The sequence below is a fragment of the Acinetobacter equi genome, from assembly GCF_001307195.1.
GTDB classification, from domain to species: Bacteria; Pseudomonadota; Gammaproteobacteria; order Pseudomonadales; family Moraxellaceae; genus Acinetobacter; species Acinetobacter equi.
The window spans coordinates 1,135,429-1,158,655 of sequence record NZ_CP012808.1 but is presented as its reverse complement, the minus strand read 5'-3'; the positions used below and the strand labels follow the sequence as shown (position 1 = coordinate 1,158,655).

Below are 23,227 nucleotides of genomic sequence, written 5' to 3'. Positions count from 1 at the left end.
AAATTCTACAAGTGAACTATTCTTGAACAACAGTAATACGTAATTCCTTCGGCAAACTGAAGGTAATATTTTCTTCACGTCCTGCAAGTTCTTCAGGTACATTCGCCCCCCAATCTTGAAGACGCTGAATAACCTGACGAATTAAAATTTCAGGAGCAGATGCACCAGCAGTAACACCAATCTTAGAATTTTCACTAAACCACGATTGATCTAATTGTTCAGCATTATCCACTAAATAAGCATGTTTACCCATTCGCTCAGCTAGCTCACGTAAACGATTTGAATTAGATGAATTTGGTGAACCTACAACTAAAACGACATCACACTGTGTAGCCAAATCACGAACAGCATCTTGACGATTTTGTGTTGCATAACAGATGTCATCTTTACGTGGTCCTTGAATATTTGGAAATTTTTGACGTAAAGCATCAATCACTTTCGCAGTATCATCGATAGATAAAGTGGTTTGCGTTACAAATGCAACTTTTGCAGGATTTTTAACATCTAAGGCTAAAACATCTTTTTCATCTTCAACTAAATAAATATCACCACCATTCTTTTTGTCATATTGCCCCATCGTCCCTTCAACTTCAGGATGACCTTCATGACCAATTAAAATAGCTTCAGTACCCTCACGTGCATATTTAGTTACTTCAATATGCACTTTAGTTACTAATGGGCAAGTTGCATCAAAAACTTTTAAACCACGACGTTCTGCTTCTTGCTGAACAGCTTTAGAAACTCCATGCGCACTAAAAATAACAATATTGTCATCTGGTACTTCATCTAATTCATCTACAAATATAGCACCACGCTGACGTAAATCATCCACAACAAATTTATTATGAACAACTTCATGACGTACATAAATTGGTGGACTAAAACACTCAAGGGCACGATTTACAATCGCAATTGCACGGTCTACACCTGCACAAAAACCACGTGGATTTGCCAATACAATTTCCATAGAACCCTCAATGTTAAAAAAAGGAATAAATCAAATCTGAAAAAATAATACAAACAAAAAGCGTTATAGCTATTTTGTTTGTAGCTCGTCTGCTCTAAAATAGAGAAGATATTTTATCATATCAGGAAAAATATCATGTCGGGTCTCTTGTTTGTCGTTTCTGCAGCATCTGGAACAGGCAAAACATCACTAGTTAAAGCCCTACTTGAGCGTGTTAATAACCTTCACGTTTCTGTCTCTCATACAACTCGTGGTCAACGCCCTGGCGAACTTGATGGTGTACATTATCATTTTGCGACCAAAGAAGACTTTTTGAATTTAGTCAATGAAAATGGTTTTATTGAATACGCAGAAGTATTTGGTAACTACTATGGTACTGCGCAAGCAACAGTAAAAGAACAATTGGCAAAAGGTCATGATGTTTTACTAGAGATTGATTGGCAAGGTGCTGAACAAGTTCGTAAACTTTTTCCTGAATCAAAACAAATTTTTATTCTCCCACCTAGTCAATTTGATTTACGCCAGCGTTTATCAAATCGCGGTACAGATTCTGTTGAAGTCATTGAATATCGTTTAAGTTGTGCTGTTGAAGACATGCAACAATATACTCATTTTGACTATGTCATTATTAATGATGACTTTAATAAAGCACTACATGACTTAGAAGCCGTGATTATTGCAAATCGCTTGACGCTTTCACAACAAGCTCAAAGACATCAAGAACTCATTCAAAAATTGATTACTCCTGTAGTTGAATGATTAAAACTTGAGTCTATTGGCAAAGGGCTTTATACTGTTCAGTCTGTTAAAATTTACTATTTCAAACGAGAAATCTTATGGCACGCGTAACCGTTGAAGATTGTTTAGACCATGTAGACAACCGCTTTGAGCTTGTACTAGTGGCAAGCAAACGTGCGCGTCAATTAGCACGTCAAGGCATGGAACCAACACTTGAGTGGGATAATGACAAACCAACAGTTGTTGCTCTTCGTGAAATTGCAGCGGGCCACGTTTCTAAAGACATTTTGAAACACCGTGAACAAGACTACCAAGCATCTAGTCTTGACCTTGCTCTTTCAGCAAATAGTCTAAATTTAGATGGTTTTTCTTTCCAATAAGTTAAACCGATTAAAAAAGCCTAGTTTTTCACTAGGCTTTTTTATTATATAAACTTTTATATTTTCAAAATAACAGTTATAAATATAGGTAGGAACTATGAGGTTAATTTAATCGACCAGTTCACGCTTCATTCTCTTTTTAAAAAGTAACTTGATGCTATTTTATTTTTATGAGAGTTTGACAATATATCTACTGTATTTTTCATATTTTTTAATATAGGTGTTCTATGCCAGGCGCAGAGGTCAGCCAAGCCAAACAACAACTCAAAACGATAATCGATGCTTATCTGCCCGAAAGTGATATCGATCGAGTTCTTGCGGCCTGTGATTATGCCGATCTAGCGCATGATGGTGTAACACGAAAAAGTGGTGAACCTTATATTCTGCATCCTATTGCAGTAAGTTGCATTCTTGCACATATGCGTTTAGATGCTGAAACACTCATGGCTGCACTATTGCATGATGTCATTGAAGATACTGATTTCAGCAAAGAAGATATTACTGAAAAATTTGGTCGTACAGTTGCAGAACTTGTAGATGGTGTAACTAAACTCAGCCACTCAAGTGATAAAGAATATAATAAAGCAGCGTCTTTCAGAAAAATATTACAAGCGACCTTACAAGATCCACGTGTCATTATTATTAAACTATCCGATCGTTACCACAATATGACCACGCTTGAAGCACTACGACCTGATAAACGTGCTCGTATTGCTCAAGAAACTTTTGATATTTTTGTACCAATGGCACGCATTGTTGGTATGAATGAAATGGCTGATAATTTAGAGTTACTCTGTTATCAAAATTTAGATTTAGACATGTTTAATGATGTCCAAGATGCTCTTTTAAAAACAAAACCAAAACGCTGTGAATACCAAGCAATTTGGGAACAAAAGCTCACGACCTTATTAGAAAAGCAAGAAATTCCAGGTCGAATTAAAAAGAAAAATAACAATATTGAGCTAATTCGCCATTTCGTAAAAAATCATATTGATCTACAAGAGCTTACACATAGTCACGCTTTTGAAATTATTCTACAAAGCATTGCTGACTGCGACAAACTCGCTGAAATTTTACGTGAAAACTTTCAAGTATTACGCTTTGATGATCATATTCGACGCCCATTACCTGGCGGTAATCAATCACTTTTGATGCGATTAAAAGGTGAAAAAACAACACTTTCTCTCACCATTCAAACTGAATTAATGCGTAAAGCTGCACGCTTTGGTGTTGTACTCGGTGAAAATGCACCTCAAACTTGTCGTTCTGCAATTCAGGCTTCAATGCAGAATTTAACTACACTTATTGATAGTAGTTGTGCAAAAACAACGTTCAATGATCTATTAGACTATTTGCACCAAGAAAAAATTTGGGTTTATACCCCTCATGGTCATTTACATGAACTTCCGCAGGGTGCCACTGCTGTAGACTTTGCCTATTCTGCAAGTTTATTTTTAGGTAACCATGCTATTGGTTCCAAAATTAATGGTGAAATAAAACCACTTTCAACACCACTGATAAGTGGTCAAGTTGTTGAAATTATCACAGATGTTTTGGCAACACCAAATCCTGATTGGCTAAGTTTTATTAATACTCAAAAGGCACGTCGCGCACTACAAAATATTCTTCGAGATCAAGATCAAGAAGAACAACGCTTAATTGGACAACAGGCTTTAAGTCGTGCTCTAAAACTTTTCAATTTATCAGTTAATGATATTAAAGAAAATGAATGGAATGACTTGCTCCAATGGCGTCATGTAAATAGTAAAGATGAACTTTTTGAACAAATTGCTGTTGGTGATTTACTTCCTCAACTAGTCGCTAATCATCTTTTCTCACAAGATGAAGCAACTAGCGAATCTGCTCATCGATTAATTCAAGGAACAGAAGGTGTAGACGTTAAATATGCACATTGTTGCAATCCTGTTTTAGGCGACCCTATTCAAGGACATTTGTCTCGTCGTGGTTTAATTGTACATCGCCATCATTGTCACAACTTACTGCATGAACAAAATTTACATCCAGAAAATATCATGCCATTACTTTGGACTGCTGAGCCTGTTAATGATGTTCAATTTAATGCTTATTTATGTATCGACCTAGCTTTAGATGATGAACAAATCTCTCAAGTTATTTATCAATGTCGTAAAGCAAAAACTGGGGTTGAAGCTGTTTATCAAGATGGTCCCAAAACATATATCAATATTGTAGTGAATAGCCGTCAGCAAATTGCTGAAATTATTAGAGAATTACGCATGTCTCTCGGCTTCCCGAGAATTTCTCGTTTAGCACAGCCGATTAATACTACCGAAACATCAAAAGTAAGTTAAATCATCATCTTTTATCCCAAAGGGCTTCTGCCCTAGTGTATGATCGACTATGATGTTAAAAATGATATAAGGAGAAATCGATGTCCCGCCAAGTAATTCATACTGAAAATGCACCAGCAGCTATTGGTACATACTCACAAGCAATTTTAGTGGGTAATACTTTATATCTTTCAGGTCAAATTGGTTTAGATCCTTACAGTATGGAATTAGTTGAAGGCATTGAAGCTCAAATTCGACGTGTCTTTGATAATTTAAAAGCAGTATGTGAAGCGGCTGGTGGCTCATTAGCAGATATTGCTAAGCTCAATATTTTCTTAACAGATTTATCTCATTTTCAGTTAGTTAACCAAATTATGGGTGAGTATTTTGCCCAACCTTATCCAGCACGTGCAGCCTTAGGTGTTTCTAGCTTACCAAAAGGTGCTTTAGTTGAAATGGATGGTGTAGTTATTATTAATCAATAATTTACACCTGTTTTATAAATACCGCCTATAAGGTGGTATTTTTTTATTTAAAATCCCAATTAAATAAAATGGATTTGCAAATGATTTTATTTGACAAACGATAATAATTATCAATAATATTACTTATCTTATTTCATTCTATGGTTGAGACCAATGTACGTTTGTTTGTGCCGTGGTATTACAGATCAAGACATTAAAGATGCAATTGCAAATGGTGCAGAAAGCTACCGTGAAGTTCGCGACCTACTTGATCTTGGTACTTGTTGTGGGCGCTGCACACCAGAAGCACGCTCAATCATTAGTGAAGAAGTTGCACTAATTGCATCACGCTTAGCAATAGCTGCATAGCAAACTAATTACTATATTCCACTCATTTCCAAAAATAATAAATAATCATAATACACAATGATCACTCATTCCTCCTCCGCTTTGACTCTAAGCGGTTTTTTTATGAAAATTTCTTGCAACTATGTTTGATTGTGATTTTCATTTGCTGTTCTATAAATAACTCGCCATTATCTGCATGGTTCGTTAATATAATTAAAATAGTACCTTTAATTTAAAGGTAATAAACAATAAATGGAGTAGTTTAATGAAAGGCAATCGTGACGTAATCAACCAGTTAAATCAGGTGCTTTATCATCATTTAACTGCAATCAACCAATACTTCCTACATTCTCGTATGTTTAATGATTGGGGCATTGAAAAATTAGGTTCTGTAGAATACAAAGAATCTATTCGTCAAATGAAACATGCCGATAAAGTTATTGAACGCATTCTATTTTTAGAAGGTTTACCCAATCTCCAACATTTAGGTAAATTATATATTGGACAACATACCGTTGAGGTTTTAAATTGTGATGTCCGTAAAGTCAAAGAAAATATAGAAGCATTACAAAAAGCTGTTTCTCTTGCTGAACAAGAATTAGATTATGTCACTCGTGATTTGATACAAGATATTTTAGAAAAAGAGGAAGAATATTTAGATTGGACAACAACTCAACTAGATCTTGTTGAAGTGGTTGGTACTGAGAATTATATTCAAAGCCAGCTCTAAATTATAAAATCTTAGAATAAAAAACCAGCACGATACGCTGGTTTTTTTATACAAATCCATCTACTCTTTCAGAGCTTTAACTGGTGGCTCTAACAAACTGTCATAAGTAACATCTTTGTTTCGCAAAATTTTTAACATCTTCAATTGATGCTTAGCCTGCTCTTCTTTACCATTAAATGCTAATAATTTCGCAAGCTTTCTAAAGTTATATTCTGTTGGATATAATAAAACAATGTGCTCAAAATTCTTCAATTGAGACTCAGTTACTTGACTATAAGGATTAAAACGCACCCATTCAATACGATGATTAAACTCACTTAATACGTAAATTTTATCTTCATTTTGAATTTTATCTGGTTGCTTCTCATACCTCATTGATTCCGCCAATTTAGGGACTAGTAGATCATAATCGCGATAAATCATAATCAATAAAACCACACTACAACCGTAGATTAATCGCATACCAATAGCAGGCAACTCGATCATCTTTTGTTTTATTTGCTGTGCTTGAGTAATACCTAAAATAAAACCAATAGGCAATAAAAAGTAAGCATAATGTTGTGGGAATTCAAGAAGCGCATGCACCACAAAAACACCGATCATGAGAATGCCAATGACTGATTCTATAGAATTCACATGTTTATTTAATTGATATGCCCAATAGCCAAAATAAGCGAGAAATGGCACACCAATAATAATTCCATTCCAAAGAATAAAATCTAAAATGAAATTATGTGCACTTCGAATCCATACAGGGCCTTGGAAAAACTCACTGATCGTGGTGTATGCAACACCAGATTGATAGAAACCATAACCAAACCAAGGTTTATACTCCACTGCATGAATCATTTGTTGCCAAATGGCTAAGCGAGACATATCCCCTGTTGCACGTTTAGCAATGTCTACCGATTTAATCTGTGTATCTGCTAATTGAGCTAAGTATCCACTAATTGCTGGAAATAAGAAAATAAACCCAACAAAAACTGCTAGCCATGAAGCGACAACATACCATTTAATATGGACATAACCTTTATATTGTTGATATGCCAAATAAATAACAACACAGAGACAAGCAACCCATGAAGTTCTAGATTGGCTTAAAGCCAATGTAACAAACATCATAGTACTTACTGCAACTAACCATTTCGTCTGTACTTTTTTCTTTTCATATAAATATAATGTCGCCAATAAAGACATTACCAAAAATGTTGCCATATTATTCGGCTGTGCAAAATTGGCATATGGACGAGCACTAACTAAACGAGTAATCCCAGGAAGAACCTCATCTAAATTCAACCATTGTAAAAAACCAATTAAACCGGTTAATGTTCCTGCAAGCAAAAATACATAACTCAAATATGTAAATGTTTTTTCTCGATCAAATTGTCCAATACTCAGATTGAATCCAACAACAATAGCCATCCAAAATGCAAAAATATAAGAAAAAACCATTATTGCATTACTAAAAAAGAATATTTTTCCCGCGAAAAACTGAAAAAAAGGAACAATTGCAAGCAAAAGCAAAGCTAAACTTATTTTAGGGAGCTGAATTTTTTGCTTAATAAAAATTGCAGATAGAGCAAATAATGCAAAAAAAGCGTATAACTCCCCTGTATAAGTCACCCATGGTCGATAATGTATTGGCAATAACCACGCAAGTGAAATAAATACACTTGCGAGTAAAACTAAAAAGAAGTTCATTAGATTTAAGAAAAATTTAGATCGTCTGTATTTTAACTGAATTTCCTAGGAAATCCTCTGATCGCTAAAAGAATTCAAACAATTCCTCAACCTTTAAATAAGATAAATCAATAAAAATATTTAAAACAATGAATAAAATAGCAACTAACAAATAATGTAATGAAGTGACATTATTTGTCACTTATTTACATAAAACAGTACTACAAAAAAGTTAGCAAAATAAAAATAACAAATACAAAACAACAACTTAAAAACAAAACAGAACTTGGCATCACTTTTGCAAAAATATGATCAGTATACAAAACCTATACTAATTCATAAATATATGGGGAAATTATAATGAACACTCAAAAAGGTTTTACATTAATTGAATTAATGATTGTGATCGCAATTATTGGTATTTTAGCAGCTATCGCAATTCCAGCGTATCAAAATTATATTAAACGAGCTGCCTATTCAGAATTAATTACAGCAATGTCACCTATTAAATTGGCGATTGAAACCTGTTATGTCCAAGAGCAAGATTTAAGCAAATGTAATACAGCAGCTGAAATTGGCGAAACACTTCCAACAGGCTTAACTGGAAAAGCATTAAATACAGTTGAACTCATTGAAACATCTGCAGCAATTAAAGTAACACCAAATACCTATAAAGGTATTGCAGCAACAGAAACATGTACACTTACACCAACACCTGTTGCTGCTGGTAGTGGTAATCGTCTTGAGTGGGCATATACTGGTGATTGTACAACAAAAGGCTATGTCAAAGACTAATACATCAACTTAAAAGTTAAAACGCATCTCGCAAGATGCGTTTTTTTATATTCTAATTTTACTCATCACTTTATAAAATAATGGGTTTATTTGAAATTTCATTTTGCTGATTTTGATCTTGCTCATGATCTAAATAATATTGATGTAAAATTTCACCAATTTTCACAATACCATCAATTACACCTTCTCTATATTTTTGTTGCCTTAAGTGCATTACTATTCCATCACAAATTTGGTTCCAATCTGCTTGAGATGTTGCATCTTTTATTCCACGGTCAATTACAATTTCAACTGATTTTTCACAAAGATTAATATAAAGCAAAATACCGCTGTTATATTCAGTATCCCATACACCTAATTCTGCAAATAACTGTTTTGCGCGTGCATGAACATTTTGAAAATACGCTTGATTCGCAGGAATATGCCCTTCTATAACAACTTGTATCTCACCAACATGCCCATGTTCTGCATCAGTGACTGCTTGTGCAATAACATATTGATCTTGTTTATTAAAAAATCTTTTGCTTTCTGGCATATAGAAAAAATGTTTTAACCATCGTTTAAAACTTGGTTTATGATCTTCTATCACTTTAGGCTGTGTTACTATTGTTGTTGTATCTGATTGATTTACCATGAGCCTGATGCACCTCCTCCACCAAAACGACCACCGCCACCACGATATCCCCCACCTCCAGAAGATCCTCCACCAGAGCCACCACCTTTAGATAATGCACTTAAAATAATTTTAAAAAGTGTATGTGCAATTGCTGTAATCAATAAAAAGAAAATTCCAAATCCAAGAAGAATACTACTTAATATTCCGATACCATTTATTAATCCCATGATCATTCCAACACATCCAGCAAGTGTTGCACTCAATCGATTTCCAATAGCATAGGATGCAACTATACCAACCAACAAAATAATTAAAGTCCCTTCAAAAATTCGTTCTCGACCTTCTTTTTCTAATAGCGCTTGTTCTTGTCTTTCTTTTAATTCTGTTGCTGATTGTTCTGCAACATCTGGATCCATGTTTAAAATATTCTCAATTTGTACAATGCCAGACATTAATCCTTGTGCAAGTTGTCCTTCTTTAAATTCAGGCGATATATACTGTCGAATAATACGGTTTAGAACGATATCAGGTAGAATCCCCTCTAAACCATAACCCGTCACAATTTGAATTCGCCGATCATTAATTACAACTGTAATTAAGATTCCATTGTCATTTTTAGCAGAGCCAAGTTTCCACGCTTCTGCAACACGCATTGAATAATCAAAAATATCTTCTTGCCCTGTTGTTGGGACAATAACAACTCCTATTTGAGCTTTAGCTTGCTTATAAATCACCGACAGCTTTTGTTCTATCGCTTGTTTTTCTTCAATTGATAAAATATGAGCCTGATCAACAACTGGTGCAGTTAAACTTGGTAATTCACGAATCTGTCCTTCTGCTAAATCATTTTGTACAGAAATATTTTTGTTTGATAGTTCTGTATTAGGGCTTTGAGCAGATGAGCTTTCCTTATTTTTTTGGGTATCTAATATTTGCTTAACAACAACTTGCTCTGCTGATTGATCAAGTGTCGTCGTATTTTCAGCCCATACTAAAGATGTGCTCAATAAGAATATGAGCTGAAAAATCATAAAAATATGGATGATGAATCTCTTTACTGCCAGCATACATGCACTCTCATCCATATCTACTAATTAAATGATACTGTCGGTGCAGATTGTGCTGCTTGGTCTGCGCTAAAATTCTGTTTAATATCCATTCCAATGACTTTAGCTGTTACTGCTTGTGGTAACTGACGCGCATAAGAATTGAAATCTTGAACTGTTGTAATATAACGATTACGTGCAACTGCGATTCGGTTTTCTGTACCTTCTAATTGAACTTGTAAATCTTTAAATTGTTCATTGGCTTTTAATGCAGGATAGTTTTCTGATACTGCAATCAAACGTGATAAAGCAGTTGTCATTTGCGCTTGTGCTTCTTGATATTTTTTGAATAACTCAGGATCTTGTAGTACTTCTTTATCCACTTTTATACCTGCAACATTGGCACGTGCTTGTGTTACTTCTGTTAAAACTTTTTCTTCATGTGTCGCATAGCCCTTAACAACATTAACCAAATTAGGAACTAAATCTAAACGTCGTTGATATTGGTTTTGCACTTCAGACCATGCTGCATTTACCGCTTCATCTTTCACTTGTAATGTATTGTATCCACAACCACTTAAAGTTAATGTTCCAGCCAATGTCAGCATTAATATACTTTTTTGTATTGATTTCATTTTTAGGCCTCTCATTTTCTATTCATTTAATGTACTCATTCTAAACATATTCTACGAATAATTTGTTTATTTTAGTTATACATTAAGTTTTTAATAAAAAGGATTCAAATAGTTAGCTCATAATATCATCATATTTTTCAGTTAAAAAAACTGTATTTTTCTAAATTTATATCTTATTTTAACGCTATAAAAAAACCCGCCTAAGCGGGTTTCATCAAATAAATTTAAATTAAAAATTTAAACATCTAAATAATCTAAAATACCTTCTGCGGCTTGGCGACCTTCATGAATTGCTGTCACAACAAGATCTGAACCACGAACCATATCACCCCCTGCAAAGATTTTCGGATTTGATGTTTGGAATTTAAATTTTTGCTGTTCTGGTGCAACTACACGACCAGAACCATCTAAACCAATATTTACATTTGCAAACCAATCAGCTGGACTTGTGCGGAAGCCAAATGCAAGTAATACTGCATCTGCAGGTAAAATTTCTTCTGAACCTGGAATTGGTTCAGGACTACGACGACCACGGCTATCAGGTTCTCCAAGTTGTGTTGTAACAACTTTTACACCTGTTACTTTGCCATTCTCACCCACAATTTCTATCGGTTGACGGTTAAATTGGAACTCTACACCTTCTTCACGTGCATTTTTTACTTCACGACGTGAACCTGGCATATTCGCTTCATCACGACGGTAAGCACATACAACAGATTCTGCTGCTTGACGAATTGAGGTACGGTTACAATCCATCGCTGTATCGCCACCACCCAAAACAACAACTTTTTTACCTTCAACACTAATATATTCTGAAGGATCTTTTTCCCAGCCTTGAGTGCGGTTCACATTGGCAATAAGAAAATCTAGGGCATCATATACACCGTCAAGATCTTCCCCAGCAAAACCACCTTTCATATATGTATATGTACCCATCCCCATAAAGACAGCGTCATATTCTGAAAGTAGTTGATCAATCGTGATATCAGTACCAATTTCAGTATTTAAGCGGAATTCTACGCCCATGCCTGTGAAAATTTCACGGCGACGTTTCATCACATCTTTTTCCATTTTAAATTCTGGAATACCAAATGTTAGTAATCCACCAATTTCAGGACGTTTATCAAATACAACAGGCTTAACTCCATTACGCACTAAAATATCAGCACAACCTAGACCTGCTGGCCCTGCCCCAATGATCGCTACTTTCTTATCTGTCCATTTCACATGAGACATATCTGGGCGCCAACCTAAGGCAAATGCAGTATCGTTAATGTATTTTTCTGCATTACCAATTGTTACTGCGCCAAAACCATCATTTAGCGTACAAGCACCTTCACATAAACGATCTTGTGGACATACACGACCACAAACCTCAGGTAATGTGTTGGTTTGATGACATAACTCAGCCGCTTGGAAAATACGACCTTCTGCAATCAATTTTAGCCAGTTTGGAATGTAGTTATGTACTGGACATTTCCACTCACAATATGGGTTACCACAACCTAGACAACGGTGTGTTTGGTTTTTAGCAACTTCAGCCGTAAATGGTTTATAAATTTCCACAAACTCTGCTTTGCGGACAGTGAGATCTTTTTTCTCTGGATCTTGGCGTGCTACATCCAGAAATTGAAAGTCATTGTTTAGGCGCTCTGCCATGTCTTTCTCCGTCGGTGGATGTGAATAACTTCTATCACTTGTGTATAAATCAGAAGTTATCCACATCTGCCTTAAATTTGAGTCGTGGAATTATTGAGGATCTGCTTGAGTTGTTTTCAATAAAGTCTGCAAATTGGCAGCTTTAGGTTTTACAAGCCAGAATTTACGGCTGTAAAAATCAAACTCATTACGGATCTTATACGCCCAAGCACTACCTGTTTCTTTAATGTGTTCATCTAAAATACGACCTAAGAACTCTTTATGCTCTTCCATCGATTCAGTTGAAATACGATTTAATTCAATAAGTTCATGGTTATAATGATCCACAAAGTCATTTTCTAAATCTAGCACATAAGCAAAACCACCAGTCATACCTGCACCAAAGTTATGCCCCACTTTACCTAGTACAGTTACAATACCACCTGTCATATATTCACAGCAGTGATCACCAGCACCTTCAATAACAGCAAAAGCACCTGAGTTACGCACAGCAAAACGTTCACCTGCTGTACCCGCTGCAAATAGTTTACCGCCAGTTGCACCATATAGACATGTATTACCAATAATGGCTGTTTCTTGTGTTTGGAATGGCGAACCTTGTGGTGGGAAAATGGAAATACGCCCACCTGCCATACCTTTACCTACGTAGTCATTTGCATCACCTTCAAGGCGAATATGCAGACCACCGGCATTCCATACACCAAGTGACTGACCTGCTGTTCCTGTTAAATTCACTTTTACAGGATGAGCTTCCATACTCAAGTTACCATAACGTTTTGCAATTTCACCTGAAATACGTGCACCAATTGAACGATCACAGTTCCCAATCGTGAAGTGATATTCACCACCTGTTGATGCTTCAATTGCAGGTAACATTTCAGCCACCATTTTTTCTGCAAGGATGCCTTTATCAAATGGTTCATTACCTTGAACTTGGCAATATTGCGCTTTTCCTTCAGCAGCAGGATGTGATTCAAGTAATTTACTTAAATCTAAATGTGCATGCTTATCTGTTTCACCCGGTAAAGTTTCAAGTAAATCCGTACGACCAATTAAATCTTTTAAGCTTGAAACACCAAGTGCAGCCAACCATTCACGTGTTTCTTCGGCAATAAAGCGGAAGAAGTTAATCAACATTTCAGGTTCACCAATATAGTGTTCCTGACGTAAATGATCCTGTTGAGTTGCAACACCTGTTGCACAGTTATTTAAGTGGCAAATACGTAAATATTTACAACCTAGTGCAATCATTGGTGTAGAACCGAAGCCAAAACTTTCAGCACCAAGAATCGCAGCTTTTACAACATCTAAACCAGTTTTTAAACCACCATCCGTTTGAACACGAACTTTACCGCGTAAATCATTTACACGTAATGCTTGATGTGCCTCACTTAAGCCCAATTCCCATGGCGAACCAGCATGATGAATTGAAGATAATGGTGAAGCTGCTGTACCACCGTCATAACCAGAAATGGTAATGAAGTCTGCATATGCTTTTGCAACACCTGCGGCAATTGTACCTACACCTGGTTCAGAAACGAGCTTTACTGAAACCATTGCATTTGGGTTTACTTGTTTTAAATCAAAAATTAATTGAGATAAATCTTCGATCGAATAAATATCATGATGCGGTGGTGGTGAAATTAAAGTCACACCCGGAACAGAGTAACGTAAACGTGCAATTAAACCATTTACTTTACCACCCGGTAACTGACCACCTTCACCCGGTTTAGCACCTTGAGCTACTTTAATTTGTAAGACTTCAGCAGAAGTTAAATACGCTGGTGTAACACCAAAACGACCCGATGCAATTTGCTTAATTTTCGAGTTACGAATTGTGCCATAACGAGCAGGATCTTCACCGCCCTCACCAGAATTTGAACGACCACCTATCGTATTCATTGCAATGGCAATTGCTTCATGTGCTTCAGGTGATAATGCACCTAAAGACATCCCTGCCGAGTCAAAACGTGGTAAGATTTCTTCCACAGATTCCACTTGCTCAAGTGCAATTGAATTTTCTGTTTTAAGTTTAAATAAATCACGAATTGTCGCAATTGGACGATTATTTACTATTTCCGCATATTCTTTAAAGTCAGCATAATTTCCTGAACGAACTGCTTTATGTAATGCATTAATCACATCTGGGTTAAATGCATGGTATTCCTTACCAAATACGAATTTAAGCATGCCGCCTTGATCAACTGGCTTACGAGATTTCCATGCTAAATCTGCCAATTTTTTCAGGTCATTTTCAAGATCTGTAAATGTTGCACCTTTGATACGACTTGGAACACCTGTGAAGCATTTATCTACAACTTCATCAGATAATCCTACTGCTTCAAACAATTGACCACCACGATAAGATGCAACTGTTGAAATTCCCATTTTTGAAAGAACTTTCAACAGACCTTTATCAATCCCTTTGCGGAAATTAGCTTGTGCATGAATTGGATCACCCAATAATTCGCCTTTCGCAATTAAATCATTAATCACGTCATAAGCTAAGTATGGATAAATAGCCGTTGCACCAAAACCTAAAATGACAGCGAATTGATGTGCGTCACGTGCTAAACCTGTTTCAATAATCAAGTTTGCATCTGTACGCAAACCTTGATTAATTAAATGATGATGAACAGCGCCTGTAATCATTGCCGCATTTACAGGTAAATAACCTTGGCGAATTTTTTTATCAGATAAAACCAATAATGTTTTGCCATTACGAATGGCTTGTGCAGATTCTTCACAAATACGCGTAATTGCAGCTTCTAAACCTTCAGTTTCAGGATAGTTCAAATCAATATCTGCAATTTCATACCCTTTACGACCACAAGTACGAATTTGATGCATTTTAGAATTTGAAAGCACTGGGCTTGAAACAATCAAACGATCCGCATGCTCTGGGCTTTGTTCAAATACATTCTGTTCACGACCAAAACAAGTTTCAAGAGACATCACAATCGATTCACGTAGCGGATCAATCGGTGGATTTGTTACCTGAGCAAATTGCTGACGGAAGTAATCACTAACATGACGTACTTGACGTGATAACACCGCCATTGGCGTATCATCACCCATCGAACCAACAGCTTCTTGACCACTTTCAGCAATTGGACGAAGAAGTTGATCACGTTCTTCAAACGTCACCATAAACATTTTTTGTGCGGCTTTTAGATCATCACCTTTTAAGCCTTGATCACATAAATATTCTTCTAATTCTGGACTACCTTGAACACGAACTGAATTTTCACGTAACCACTGACGGTATGGACGCATGCGTTTAAGGTGATTACTCACATCTTGGGTATCAAGCATTTTCCCAGTGAATGTATCAATCACCAAAATCTGCCCTGGACCTACACGACCTTTAGATACAACATCTTCAGGCTTATACCCCCACACACCAATTTCAGAAGCTAAAGTGATATAACCATTTTTCGTAATCACCCAACGTGCTGGACGTAAACCATTACGGTCTAGCATACAAATCGCATGACGACCATCTTGAATCACGAGACCTGCTGGACCATCCCAAGCTTCCATATGTTTTGAGTTAAATTCATAAAATGCACGTAAATCTGCATCTAAAGTTTCAACGTTCTGCCAAGCTGGTGGAACAAGCATACGAAGTGCACGGAACAAATCCATACCACCACCAACCAAAATCTCAAGCATATTATCCATACTTGAAGAGTCTGAACCTGTACGGTTTACAATAGGGTTTAACTCAGTTAAACCTGGTAAAAACTCATTTTTAAATTTTGGTGTCCGTGCAACAGCCCAATTACGGTTTGCTGTAATAGTATTAATTTCACCATTATGTGCTAAATAACGGAATGGTTGTGCCAATGGCCAACGCGGTAAAGTATTTGTAGAGAAACGTTGATGGAAAACTACAATATGTGATGCTAAACGTTCATCAGCTAAATCTGTATAGAAGTCTGCAATATAAGCAGGCATCATTAAGCCTTTATAGCTAATAACTGTTGAACATAAAGTCGTTACATAGAAATACGGATCATTCGTTAATTGTTGTTCTGCACGACGACGTGCCATAAATAACTTACGGTTAAATTCAACCTCAGTTACACCCATTGGGCAATTCACAAAAATTTGCTCAAATGCAGGTAATGACTGCATTGCAATAGAACCTAAGGCATCGTTATTTGTTGGAACAACACGCCAACCAATAACACGACATCCTTCATCTTCAATTTCTTTCGTTAAAATTTGTTTTGCATTTAAAGCAAGTGCTGGATCTAAATTTAAGAAAACTGTACCAACAGCAAAAACTTCGCTTAATGTAATATCACTAATTTTTTTTGATTCTTCACGGAAGAATGTCTTTGGCATAGCTAACAGAAGACCACAACCGTCTCCCGTCTTACCATCTGCGGCAATACCACCACGGTGGGTCATGCAACTTAAGCTATGAATTGCGGTCTTGACCAGATCATGACTTGCATCGCCCTGCATATGAGCGATTAGACCGAAACCACAGTTATCTTTGAACTCATCCGGTTGGTATAAACCTTGAGCGGGAGCTACAGTATTAGGCGATGGCATGTGCATAGCGTACCCTTCTTTCAACTTTGCTCTATTGAGCATTAAACAAATCTAAATTCTATTTTGCGATCTTGTCTTTATGACTTATATGAAATAAATGTTTCACAAAATTTTTCTTGGATGATTCAGTTATAACTTAATCATCAGGAGATGAAAAACTTTTTTGTGACTCTTGCGCACTTAAATTAAGCAAGTTTTTAGATCAATTTCGCACACTCATTGAATATTTTTGCGCCAAAACAGTGACATTTACTCAACTCATGCACCAATTAAGCAAAATTAATGCCAACTTTAAATATTTTTTATACAATACTAATAGATCATGCTTTTATAAGATTTATTCAAGAAAAGAGAAAAATCAGCTAAAAAATAACGCACCATAATTGTGCGTTATTTTTTTCTTTCAACATGCCTGCTTCATTTTAGCCCCATAAAGTCCCCTAATTTGGACATAATTTAAAGACTAAGGCGTAACTGGTGCATTATTTTGAGTAGATGGTATATTAGTTTGACTTTTTTGTACTTCAATTACATTACCATTTTGATCTTTACGCGTCACGGTCGTTGTTGTGGTCGCTGTACTAGCATCATTTACAGTTGGTGTAGTTGTAGTAGCAGGTATTACAGCTGGCGTTAACTTCACCCCATATAAAACATTACTTACGCCAACCTCTTCAGATCCAAGATCATTCACATGACTAAAATCTGAAAATGAACGAATAACAGGCTTAATTGATTTTGGTAAATCAATTTGATTATGCGTTAGAGCCTCTTCGGCTGCAGCACGATTTTTAAAGCTTCCGTACAATAAAATATACTGCTCTTGAACACCTTCACCACTCAATCGGATATAAATAAATTGATTTCTAGATTCTTGAGTTCTTAAAAAATTTTTAATTACACTTTCTTTTGCTGCTCTGAATAGTTCAATGGTGTAATCTTTTTTATGCTCATTTATAAATTTTGTTCCACGAAATTCAGCTTCATGAACGCCTGCAATTTTAATACGTGTTGTATCTTCTAAAGGTTTTACTTCATCAATCAATCCGCCTAAATGTGTTGTTGCTGCAACTTTTTCAGGCTGAATTTGTATTTCAACTTCTGGTTCAGGCTCCTTTTCAGGAGCTTGCGCCATTTTTCCGTCGGTTAATGCCCAAAATATGCCTGCACCAGACAGGCATAGCACTCCACAAACAAGCCAGACAATGGACTGATTTTTTTGTTGTTTTGTTTGAAGAGCAGACATAGGACACCTAAGATTGTTGATTTTCCAATATCGCTTGTTTCATCAAGTCGATATCAAATTCTTTTGTAATAACAGCTTGACCAATATTTTTCATCAAAATCAAGCGCAACTGACCATTAAGAACCTTCTTATCATGTGCCATATATCCCAAGAAATCATCTAAGGGAATTTGTGGACAGACAATTGGTAATTTTGCACGCGCGATAATTTTACGCGTTCTTTCAAGGTCATTTTGACTAATCCATCCCATTTTACAAGATAAATCAGCTGCCATCACCATTCCTGTTGCAACTGCTTCACCATGAAGCCATTCGCCATAACCTAAATATGATTCAATAGCATGACCAAACGTATGACCTAGATTCAATAAAGCACGTTCACCTTGCTCTTTTTCATCATTCGCAACGATTCGAGCTTTATGTGCACATGAACGATAAACTGCTTCAGCTAAGAGAGTTTCATCACCTTGAACAAGCTTGTCCATATGCTCTTCAAGCCATGTCAAAAACTCTGCATCGCCTAAAAGTGCATACTTAATGACTTCAGCAAGACCAGCAGATAATTCTCTAGGTGGCAAAGTTTTTAATTGTGCCATATCTGCCAACACCACTTGTGGTTGTTGGAAAGCACCAATCATGTTTTTACCTAAAGGATGGTTAATCCCTGTTTTTCCACCTACGCTTGAATCAACTTGTGATAGTAGTGTTGTCGGCACTTGAATAAAATAAACACCTCTTTGGAAACATGCAGATGCAAAACCTGCCATATCTCCAATCACACCACCACCTAAAGCTAAAACAGTACAATCGCGATTAAAACCTGCTTCAAGTAAGGCATCAAAAATAAGATTAAGATGTTCTATATTTTTATATTTTTCACCATCAGGCAAAATACATGTCGAAACTTTTTTACCTAAAGCTTCTAGCGCAGTAACGTAGTGCTTTAAATATAAAGGTGCAACTGTTTCGTTCGTTACAATCATGACTTGTTTACCTTTAATATAAGGTTCAAGTAACGCTTGTGGATCTAAATGACTTCCAATAAAAATTGGATAACGACGATCACCAAGTTCAACATGTAAGGTTTGCATGAAATCGACCACTTTACTTTTAAGTTAATTCTTTAGAAATAATCAAATTTAAAATTCTTTGCGCTAAATCACGCGCAGCACCTTGATTTGTTTCAATAATATAATGTGCAACATCGCGATATAAAGGATCACGAATTGCCAATAAATCTGTAAGCTTTTGCTCAGGATTTTCAACCTGAAGTAATGGTCGGTTTTTATCACGATATGTACGCTGCAATTGAATTTCAACTGGCGTATAAAGATAAATGACAATACCACGTTTATTTAGATATTCACGATTAGGGGCTTGAGTAACAGCACCACCACCTGTTGCTAAAACAAGACTCGACTGTTTTGTCAATTCATTGATGACCATTGTCTCACGTGATCTAAACCCTGGCTCACCCTCTTTTTCAAAGATCCAAGGAATAGAAGCACCTGTACGACGCTCAATTTCATGATCGCTATCTAGAAATTCGCGTCCTAACAATTCAGCTAAGTGACGACCAACTGTTGTTTTTCCTGCCCCCATCGGCCCTACCAAATAAATATTTGGTAGAGACTTAAACTCTTTGCTTAGCAAGGAGTCACCTATTATTTCTGTTTAAATTGAAAATATATTAATGATTTCTTGAAAGAGTGTCATTAACTATTCTTGGCGTTATAAAAATCAATAGCTCAGATTGCTGATTTGTCTTCACACTATTCTTAAATAAATGACCAATTACAGGTAAATCACCAAAGAATGGAACTTTTTCATAATCATTCGTTTTTGCTTCATCAAAAATCCCACCAAGTACGACTGTTTGACCATCATCTACTAAAACATTTGTTTCCAACTCATTGGTTTTTAAAACATAACCTGCATCTGTAAGCTGTCCAACCGTATCCTTTTCTATTTTTAATGACATTTGTACTTTTCCATCAGGCGTAATGCTTGGGGTGACTTCTAACTTTAAGTTCGCATCCATAAACTCTGTTTTAACCCCTGTTTCTGCACTCCATGTCCGATATGGAATTTGATCACCTCTTAAAATATAAGCTCTTTGTTTATCACCTGTGAGTACCTTCGGTGCAGACAATACTTCTCCATAACCATCTGCCTGCATAGCACTTAACTGTAAATTCAACATATAATCAGAAATTTTAAGTAGTCCAAAACTGAATGTTCCTGCTGCATTTTCTGCAGCTAAATTGACACCTAAATCAAATGAAGGCGATAAATTTCCTCCCCAAACATTTGAACCTGGTGTATTGGGAAATGATGGATTATTACGTTGTAATCCCCATTTGACGCCAAGTTCACGCGTAAAATTAGTATCTGCTGTAACAACGCGTGCTTCAACCATCACCTGCTTTACTGGAACATCTAACAGATCGACCATTCTACGAATTTTTACAATAAATGGTTCTGTATCATTCACGATGAGAGTATTGGTCCGTTTATCTATGGACACGCTTCCACGACCACTCAATAAACTTTCATTATTTTTATTATCACTTGAGCTAGATAAATTATTATTACTTGCTGTTTTATTTGATGTAATTAACTTTTCAATATCTTCAACTTTGGCATAGCTAAGTTGAATATATTCTGTTTGAATTGGTGCTATTTTTATTTGTTGTTCTAGCATTTTTGCCTGATCTTCATCTGCTTTTGCCAACTCTATAACAGGTGCAATCCAAACTACATTTCCATTTTGACGTTTATCTAAATTTTTTGCTTTTAAGATGATATCTAACGCCTGATCCCAAGGAACATCTTTCATTCGTAATGAAATATTTCCTGTCACACTATCTGCTGCAACCAAATTGGTATTTGCAAAGTCTGCTAAAAGTTGTAGTACACGGCGAACTTCAATATCTTGAAAATCTAAAGAAACCTTTTGTCCTGAATATTTAGGTTGAGGTACCGCTAATGATGCAGCTTTTTGAGTAGAAAAATTTTTTAAACTAATAGTTAACTGTTTTTCAGCTTGATAAGCCATATATTCATATGCACCCGTTGTCTGTATAGCAATCACGCCATTAGCACCTTCGTTATATGCATCAACAGCCGTTACAGGTGTTGCAAAATCATTAACATTTAAACGTTGTGCCAGATTCTTAGGTATTTTATTTCCTAAGAAACGGACAATTACTTTCGTACCTTGTTGCTGTACATCAACAGGTGTATGAGCATCAAATAACTGAATTAATACCTGTCCTTCACCATTTATGCCACGTTGAAAATCAATATTTGAAATACCTTTATGTGCATTAACAATCGTTTTTTGTTGAGTAGGTAATGTATCATTTTTAGTATTATTTACCTTTAAGATAAAAGTATTTCCTTCAACACGTGTAGTAAATTGACCTGCTTGTGCCAAATTAACGGTTAAACGCGAACGCAGATCATCTGCTGCAACATCAACCGAATTTACTTCTGAACTCAAAACAGCTACGGAATTTTGCGTTAAATTTGGCTTTACCTGTTCAAAATCTAAAATTAATCGAGAAGGTTTTTCAAGCTGATATGCCTGCGGTTCAGGTGGTAATCTGTTAAATGTTACTCGAATTTCTGTTCCTTGTTCAGGAGTTTGAACAGGCACAATATTTAAAATATCAACTTGAGCATTTGCTATTTGTATTGCACATATAGAAACTGTGCTCATTGCCCACTGACGAACTAATCTATTCATTCTAATTTATTCCCCAATTATATAACTCATCATGTTTTTCATTGTTATGTATTTAAAAATTAAGGTGTTACCCCTACTAAAACTAAACTCCGAGGACGCTCAACATATCCTTCTCGACCATCTGGAATAATTTCTATTAAATCAATTTTTGTCGGTGTTACTTCTCTTACTCGCCCATGATTCAATCCCATATAACTTCCTACCTGAACTTGTTCAATTTCTTGATCAGGAGTTTGAATCAGCGCTAATATTTTTCCATTTTTATTTTTTAAACTACCTTTCATACTTAAAGTTTCTAACGCATAACTTTCTAATGGATGTTGTGGACGAGATAAGTTTGGATAAACCTTCCTTCCTCCCATTAGTTTTAGTTCTTCTGATAACGAACTCGGAATAAATGGACTACGTAATTGATGTGCCGCGTATTCATAAGTTGGTGCTGGCTCAAAAACAGGAGGTGACTCAATAGGTAAAGGTGGTTCACGCCTAATCTCATTCATTTGATGATTTACAAAATCAATTCGAGAATCGCACCCAATCATAAATAAGATCGAAAAGAAAAATAATTTTTTCATGATTATTTCTCCTCTGTAGATGCTTTAGATTGCGGAAGGCTACCTACATAGCGATATGTTTTTGCCTTGATTGAATAAGTAATTCGAGGAATGGCTGTTGTTTTTTGCTCATTTTGTCCTGTAGTCACAACAAAATCATGTAAAGTCACAATACGAGGTAACACGGCACTCTGACTCACAAATGTTCCAAATGCGTGGTAATCACCTGTTGCCTCTATAGAAATAGGCTGCTCAATAATGAATTCTTGCTTAATTTCTGGCTCTAATAAAATATTATTAAATTTTAATCCTGAATTTATACCTGTAATATTTAAGTCTTCGACTAACCCAGAAATTTCAGTTTCTTTAGGCAATTGCTCTAATTGTTGGTTAAAGCTAATCTGCATTTCCTGTAATTGTTGCTGATACTGCAATAAATTTCTTAAAGTTGATTCTTTCTTTCTAAATTCTTCAATTAAATTCCGCTCAAGTCCTTGCGCATTTTCAATTTCTAAAATTTTAGGTTTGATGATTACGAGATATCCTAAAATTGAAATCAATAAAAGAATAAAGCAACAAATGGTCATTTTGACCGCAATTGGCCATCCACCATAATTTTGTGGATCTAGTGTATTCCATTGATGCATAAATTTTTCAAAATCAAACTTCTTCTTTTTTGCAACTGTCGTATTTGGAGTAACGTTATTATACTTTTCCATACTGAGTGCACCCCCTAGTCGCCAA

At 35.9% G+C, this 23,227-nt stretch carries 20 protein-coding genes; 7 read left to right on the top strand and 13 right to left on the bottom strand.

The genetic code is table 11. The features are described 5' to 3' along the window. Positions 1–16 precede the first annotated feature (16 nt). Positions 17–967 (bottom strand): 4-hydroxy-3-methylbut-2-enyl diphosphate reductase, encoded by a 951-nt coding sequence (ispH, locus tag AOY20_RS05345; protein ID WP_054580908.1) that lies wholly within the window; start codon positions 965–967, stop codon positions 17–19. 135 nt (positions 968–1,102) lie between these two features. Here ispH and gmk point away from each other — a divergent pair, with 135 nt between their 5' ends. The 6 genes from gmk to bfr all read left to right on the top strand — a co-directional run bounded on the left by gmk (position 1,103) and on the right by bfr (position 5,936). After that, positions 1,103–1,726 carry a guanylate kinase gene (gene gmk, locus AOY20_RS05340; RefSeq protein ID WP_054580907.1) on the top strand — a complete coding sequence of 208 codons (624 nt, stop codon included), beginning with the start codon at positions 1,103–1,105 and terminating at the stop codon, positions 1,724–1,726. A 77-nt stretch (positions 1,727–1,803) separates the two neighbouring features. Further along, positions 1,804–2,085, top strand: a complete 282-nt coding sequence (gene rpoZ, locus AOY20_RS05335; RefSeq protein WP_054580906.1) for a DNA-directed RNA polymerase subunit omega — start codon at positions 1,804–1,806, stop codon at positions 2,083–2,085. A 227-nt stretch (positions 2,086–2,312) separates the two neighbouring features. Beyond that, a complete protein-coding gene (locus AOY20_RS05330) occupies positions 2,313–4,415 on the top strand; it encodes a RelA/SpoT family protein (protein ID WP_054580905.1) in 2,103 nt (700 codons plus the stop codon). 80 nt (positions 4,416–4,495) lie between these two features. Then, positions 4,496–4,879, top strand: coding sequence for a RidA family protein (locus tag AOY20_RS05325; protein WP_054580904.1), 384 nt, complete (start codon positions 4,496–4,498; stop codon positions 4,877–4,879). A 153-nt stretch (positions 4,880–5,032) separates the two neighbouring features. Next, entirely contained in the window at positions 5,033–5,227 is a 195-nt protein-coding gene (locus tag AOY20_RS05320) for a bacterioferritin-associated ferredoxin (RefSeq protein ID WP_054580903.1), read from the top strand. 244 nt (positions 5,228–5,471) lie between these two features. Beyond that, complete coding sequence (gene bfr / locus AOY20_RS05315; RefSeq protein WP_054580902.1) at positions 5,472–5,936, top strand: heteropolymeric bacterioferritin subunit Bfr; 465 nt, start codon at positions 5,472–5,474, stop codon at positions 5,934–5,936. Between the two features lie 60 nt (positions 5,937–5,996). Here bfr and AOY20_RS05310 read toward each other — a convergent pair whose 3' ends face one another. Further along, complete coding sequence (locus AOY20_RS05310) at positions 5,997–7,637, bottom strand: PglL family O-oligosaccharyltransferase (RefSeq protein ID WP_054580901.1); 1,641 nt, start codon at positions 7,635–7,637, stop codon at positions 5,997–5,999. A 339-nt stretch (positions 7,638–7,976) separates the two neighbouring features. Between AOY20_RS05310 and AOY20_RS05305 the strand changes: the two genes are divergently transcribed. Then, positions 7,977–8,411 (top strand): pilin, encoded by a 435-nt coding sequence (locus AOY20_RS05305; protein ID WP_054580900.1) that lies wholly within the window; start codon positions 7,977–7,979, stop codon positions 8,409–8,411. 70 nt (positions 8,412–8,481) lie between these two features. Here the strand turns inward: AOY20_RS05305 and AOY20_RS05300 are convergent, their stop codons facing one another. From AOY20_RS05300 to AOY20_RS05250, 11 genes are all read right to left on the bottom strand, one after another. Then, positions 8,482–9,045: a TPM domain-containing protein gene (locus tag AOY20_RS05300; RefSeq protein WP_054580899.1), complete on the bottom strand. Its 564-nt coding sequence runs from the start codon at positions 9,043–9,045 to the stop codon at positions 8,482–8,484. Beyond that, entirely contained in the window at positions 9,039–10,094 is a 1,056-nt protein-coding gene (locus AOY20_RS05295) for a TPM domain-containing protein (protein WP_227510366.1), read from the bottom strand. Before AOY20_RS05295 ends, AOY20_RS05300 begins: the two co-directional genes overlap by 7 nt. 23 nt (positions 10,095–10,117) lie before the next feature. Further along, the gene (locus AOY20_RS05290) at positions 10,118–10,708 is read right to left on the bottom strand and encodes a LemA family protein (RefSeq protein ID WP_054580897.1); all 591 of its coding nucleotides are present in this window, start codon (positions 10,706–10,708) and stop codon (positions 10,118–10,120) included. 237 nt (positions 10,709–10,945) lie between these two features. Next, the gene (locus AOY20_RS05285; protein ID WP_054580896.1) at positions 10,946–12,367 is read right to left on the bottom strand and encodes an FAD-dependent oxidoreductase; all 1,422 of its coding nucleotides are present in this window, start codon (positions 12,365–12,367) and stop codon (positions 10,946–10,948) included. A 90-nt stretch (positions 12,368–12,457) separates the two neighbouring features. Beyond that, on the bottom strand, positions 12,458–16,933 hold the full coding sequence (gltB, locus tag AOY20_RS05280; protein WP_171250406.1) for a glutamate synthase large subunit: 4,476 nt from the start codon (positions 16,931–16,933) through the stop codon (positions 12,458–12,460). A gap of 463 nt (positions 16,934–17,396) precedes the next feature. Continuing rightward, positions 17,397–18,179, bottom strand: a complete 783-nt coding sequence (locus AOY20_RS05275) for a hypothetical protein (protein WP_054580894.1) — start codon at positions 18,177–18,179, stop codon at positions 17,397–17,399. A gap of 7 nt (positions 18,180–18,186) precedes the next feature. Then, positions 18,187–19,269, bottom strand: coding sequence for a 3-dehydroquinate synthase (gene aroB, locus AOY20_RS05270; protein ID WP_054580893.1), 1,083 nt, complete (start codon positions 19,267–19,269; stop codon positions 18,187–18,189). Between the two features lie 19 nt (positions 19,270–19,288). Beyond that, entirely contained in the window at positions 19,289–19,831 is a 543-nt protein-coding gene (aroK, locus tag AOY20_RS05265) for a shikimate kinase AroK (RefSeq protein WP_054580892.1), read from the bottom strand. Positions 19,832–19,868: 37 nt separating this feature from the next. Then, entirely contained in the window at positions 19,869–21,929 is a 2,061-nt protein-coding gene (gene pilQ / locus AOY20_RS05260; RefSeq protein ID WP_054580891.1) for a type IV pilus secretin PilQ, read from the bottom strand. Positions 21,930–21,988: 59 nt separating this feature from the next. Further along, positions 21,989–22,504 carry a pilus assembly protein PilP gene (locus AOY20_RS05255; protein WP_054580890.1) on the bottom strand — a complete coding sequence of 172 codons (516 nt, stop codon included), beginning with the start codon at positions 22,502–22,504 and terminating at the stop codon, positions 21,989–21,991. Positions 22,505–22,506: 2 nt separating this feature from the next. After that, complete coding sequence (locus AOY20_RS05250) at positions 22,507–23,202, bottom strand: type IV pilus inner membrane component PilO (protein WP_054580889.1); 696 nt, start codon at positions 23,200–23,202, stop codon at positions 22,507–22,509. Between the last annotated feature and the right edge of the window lie 25 nt (positions 23,203–23,227).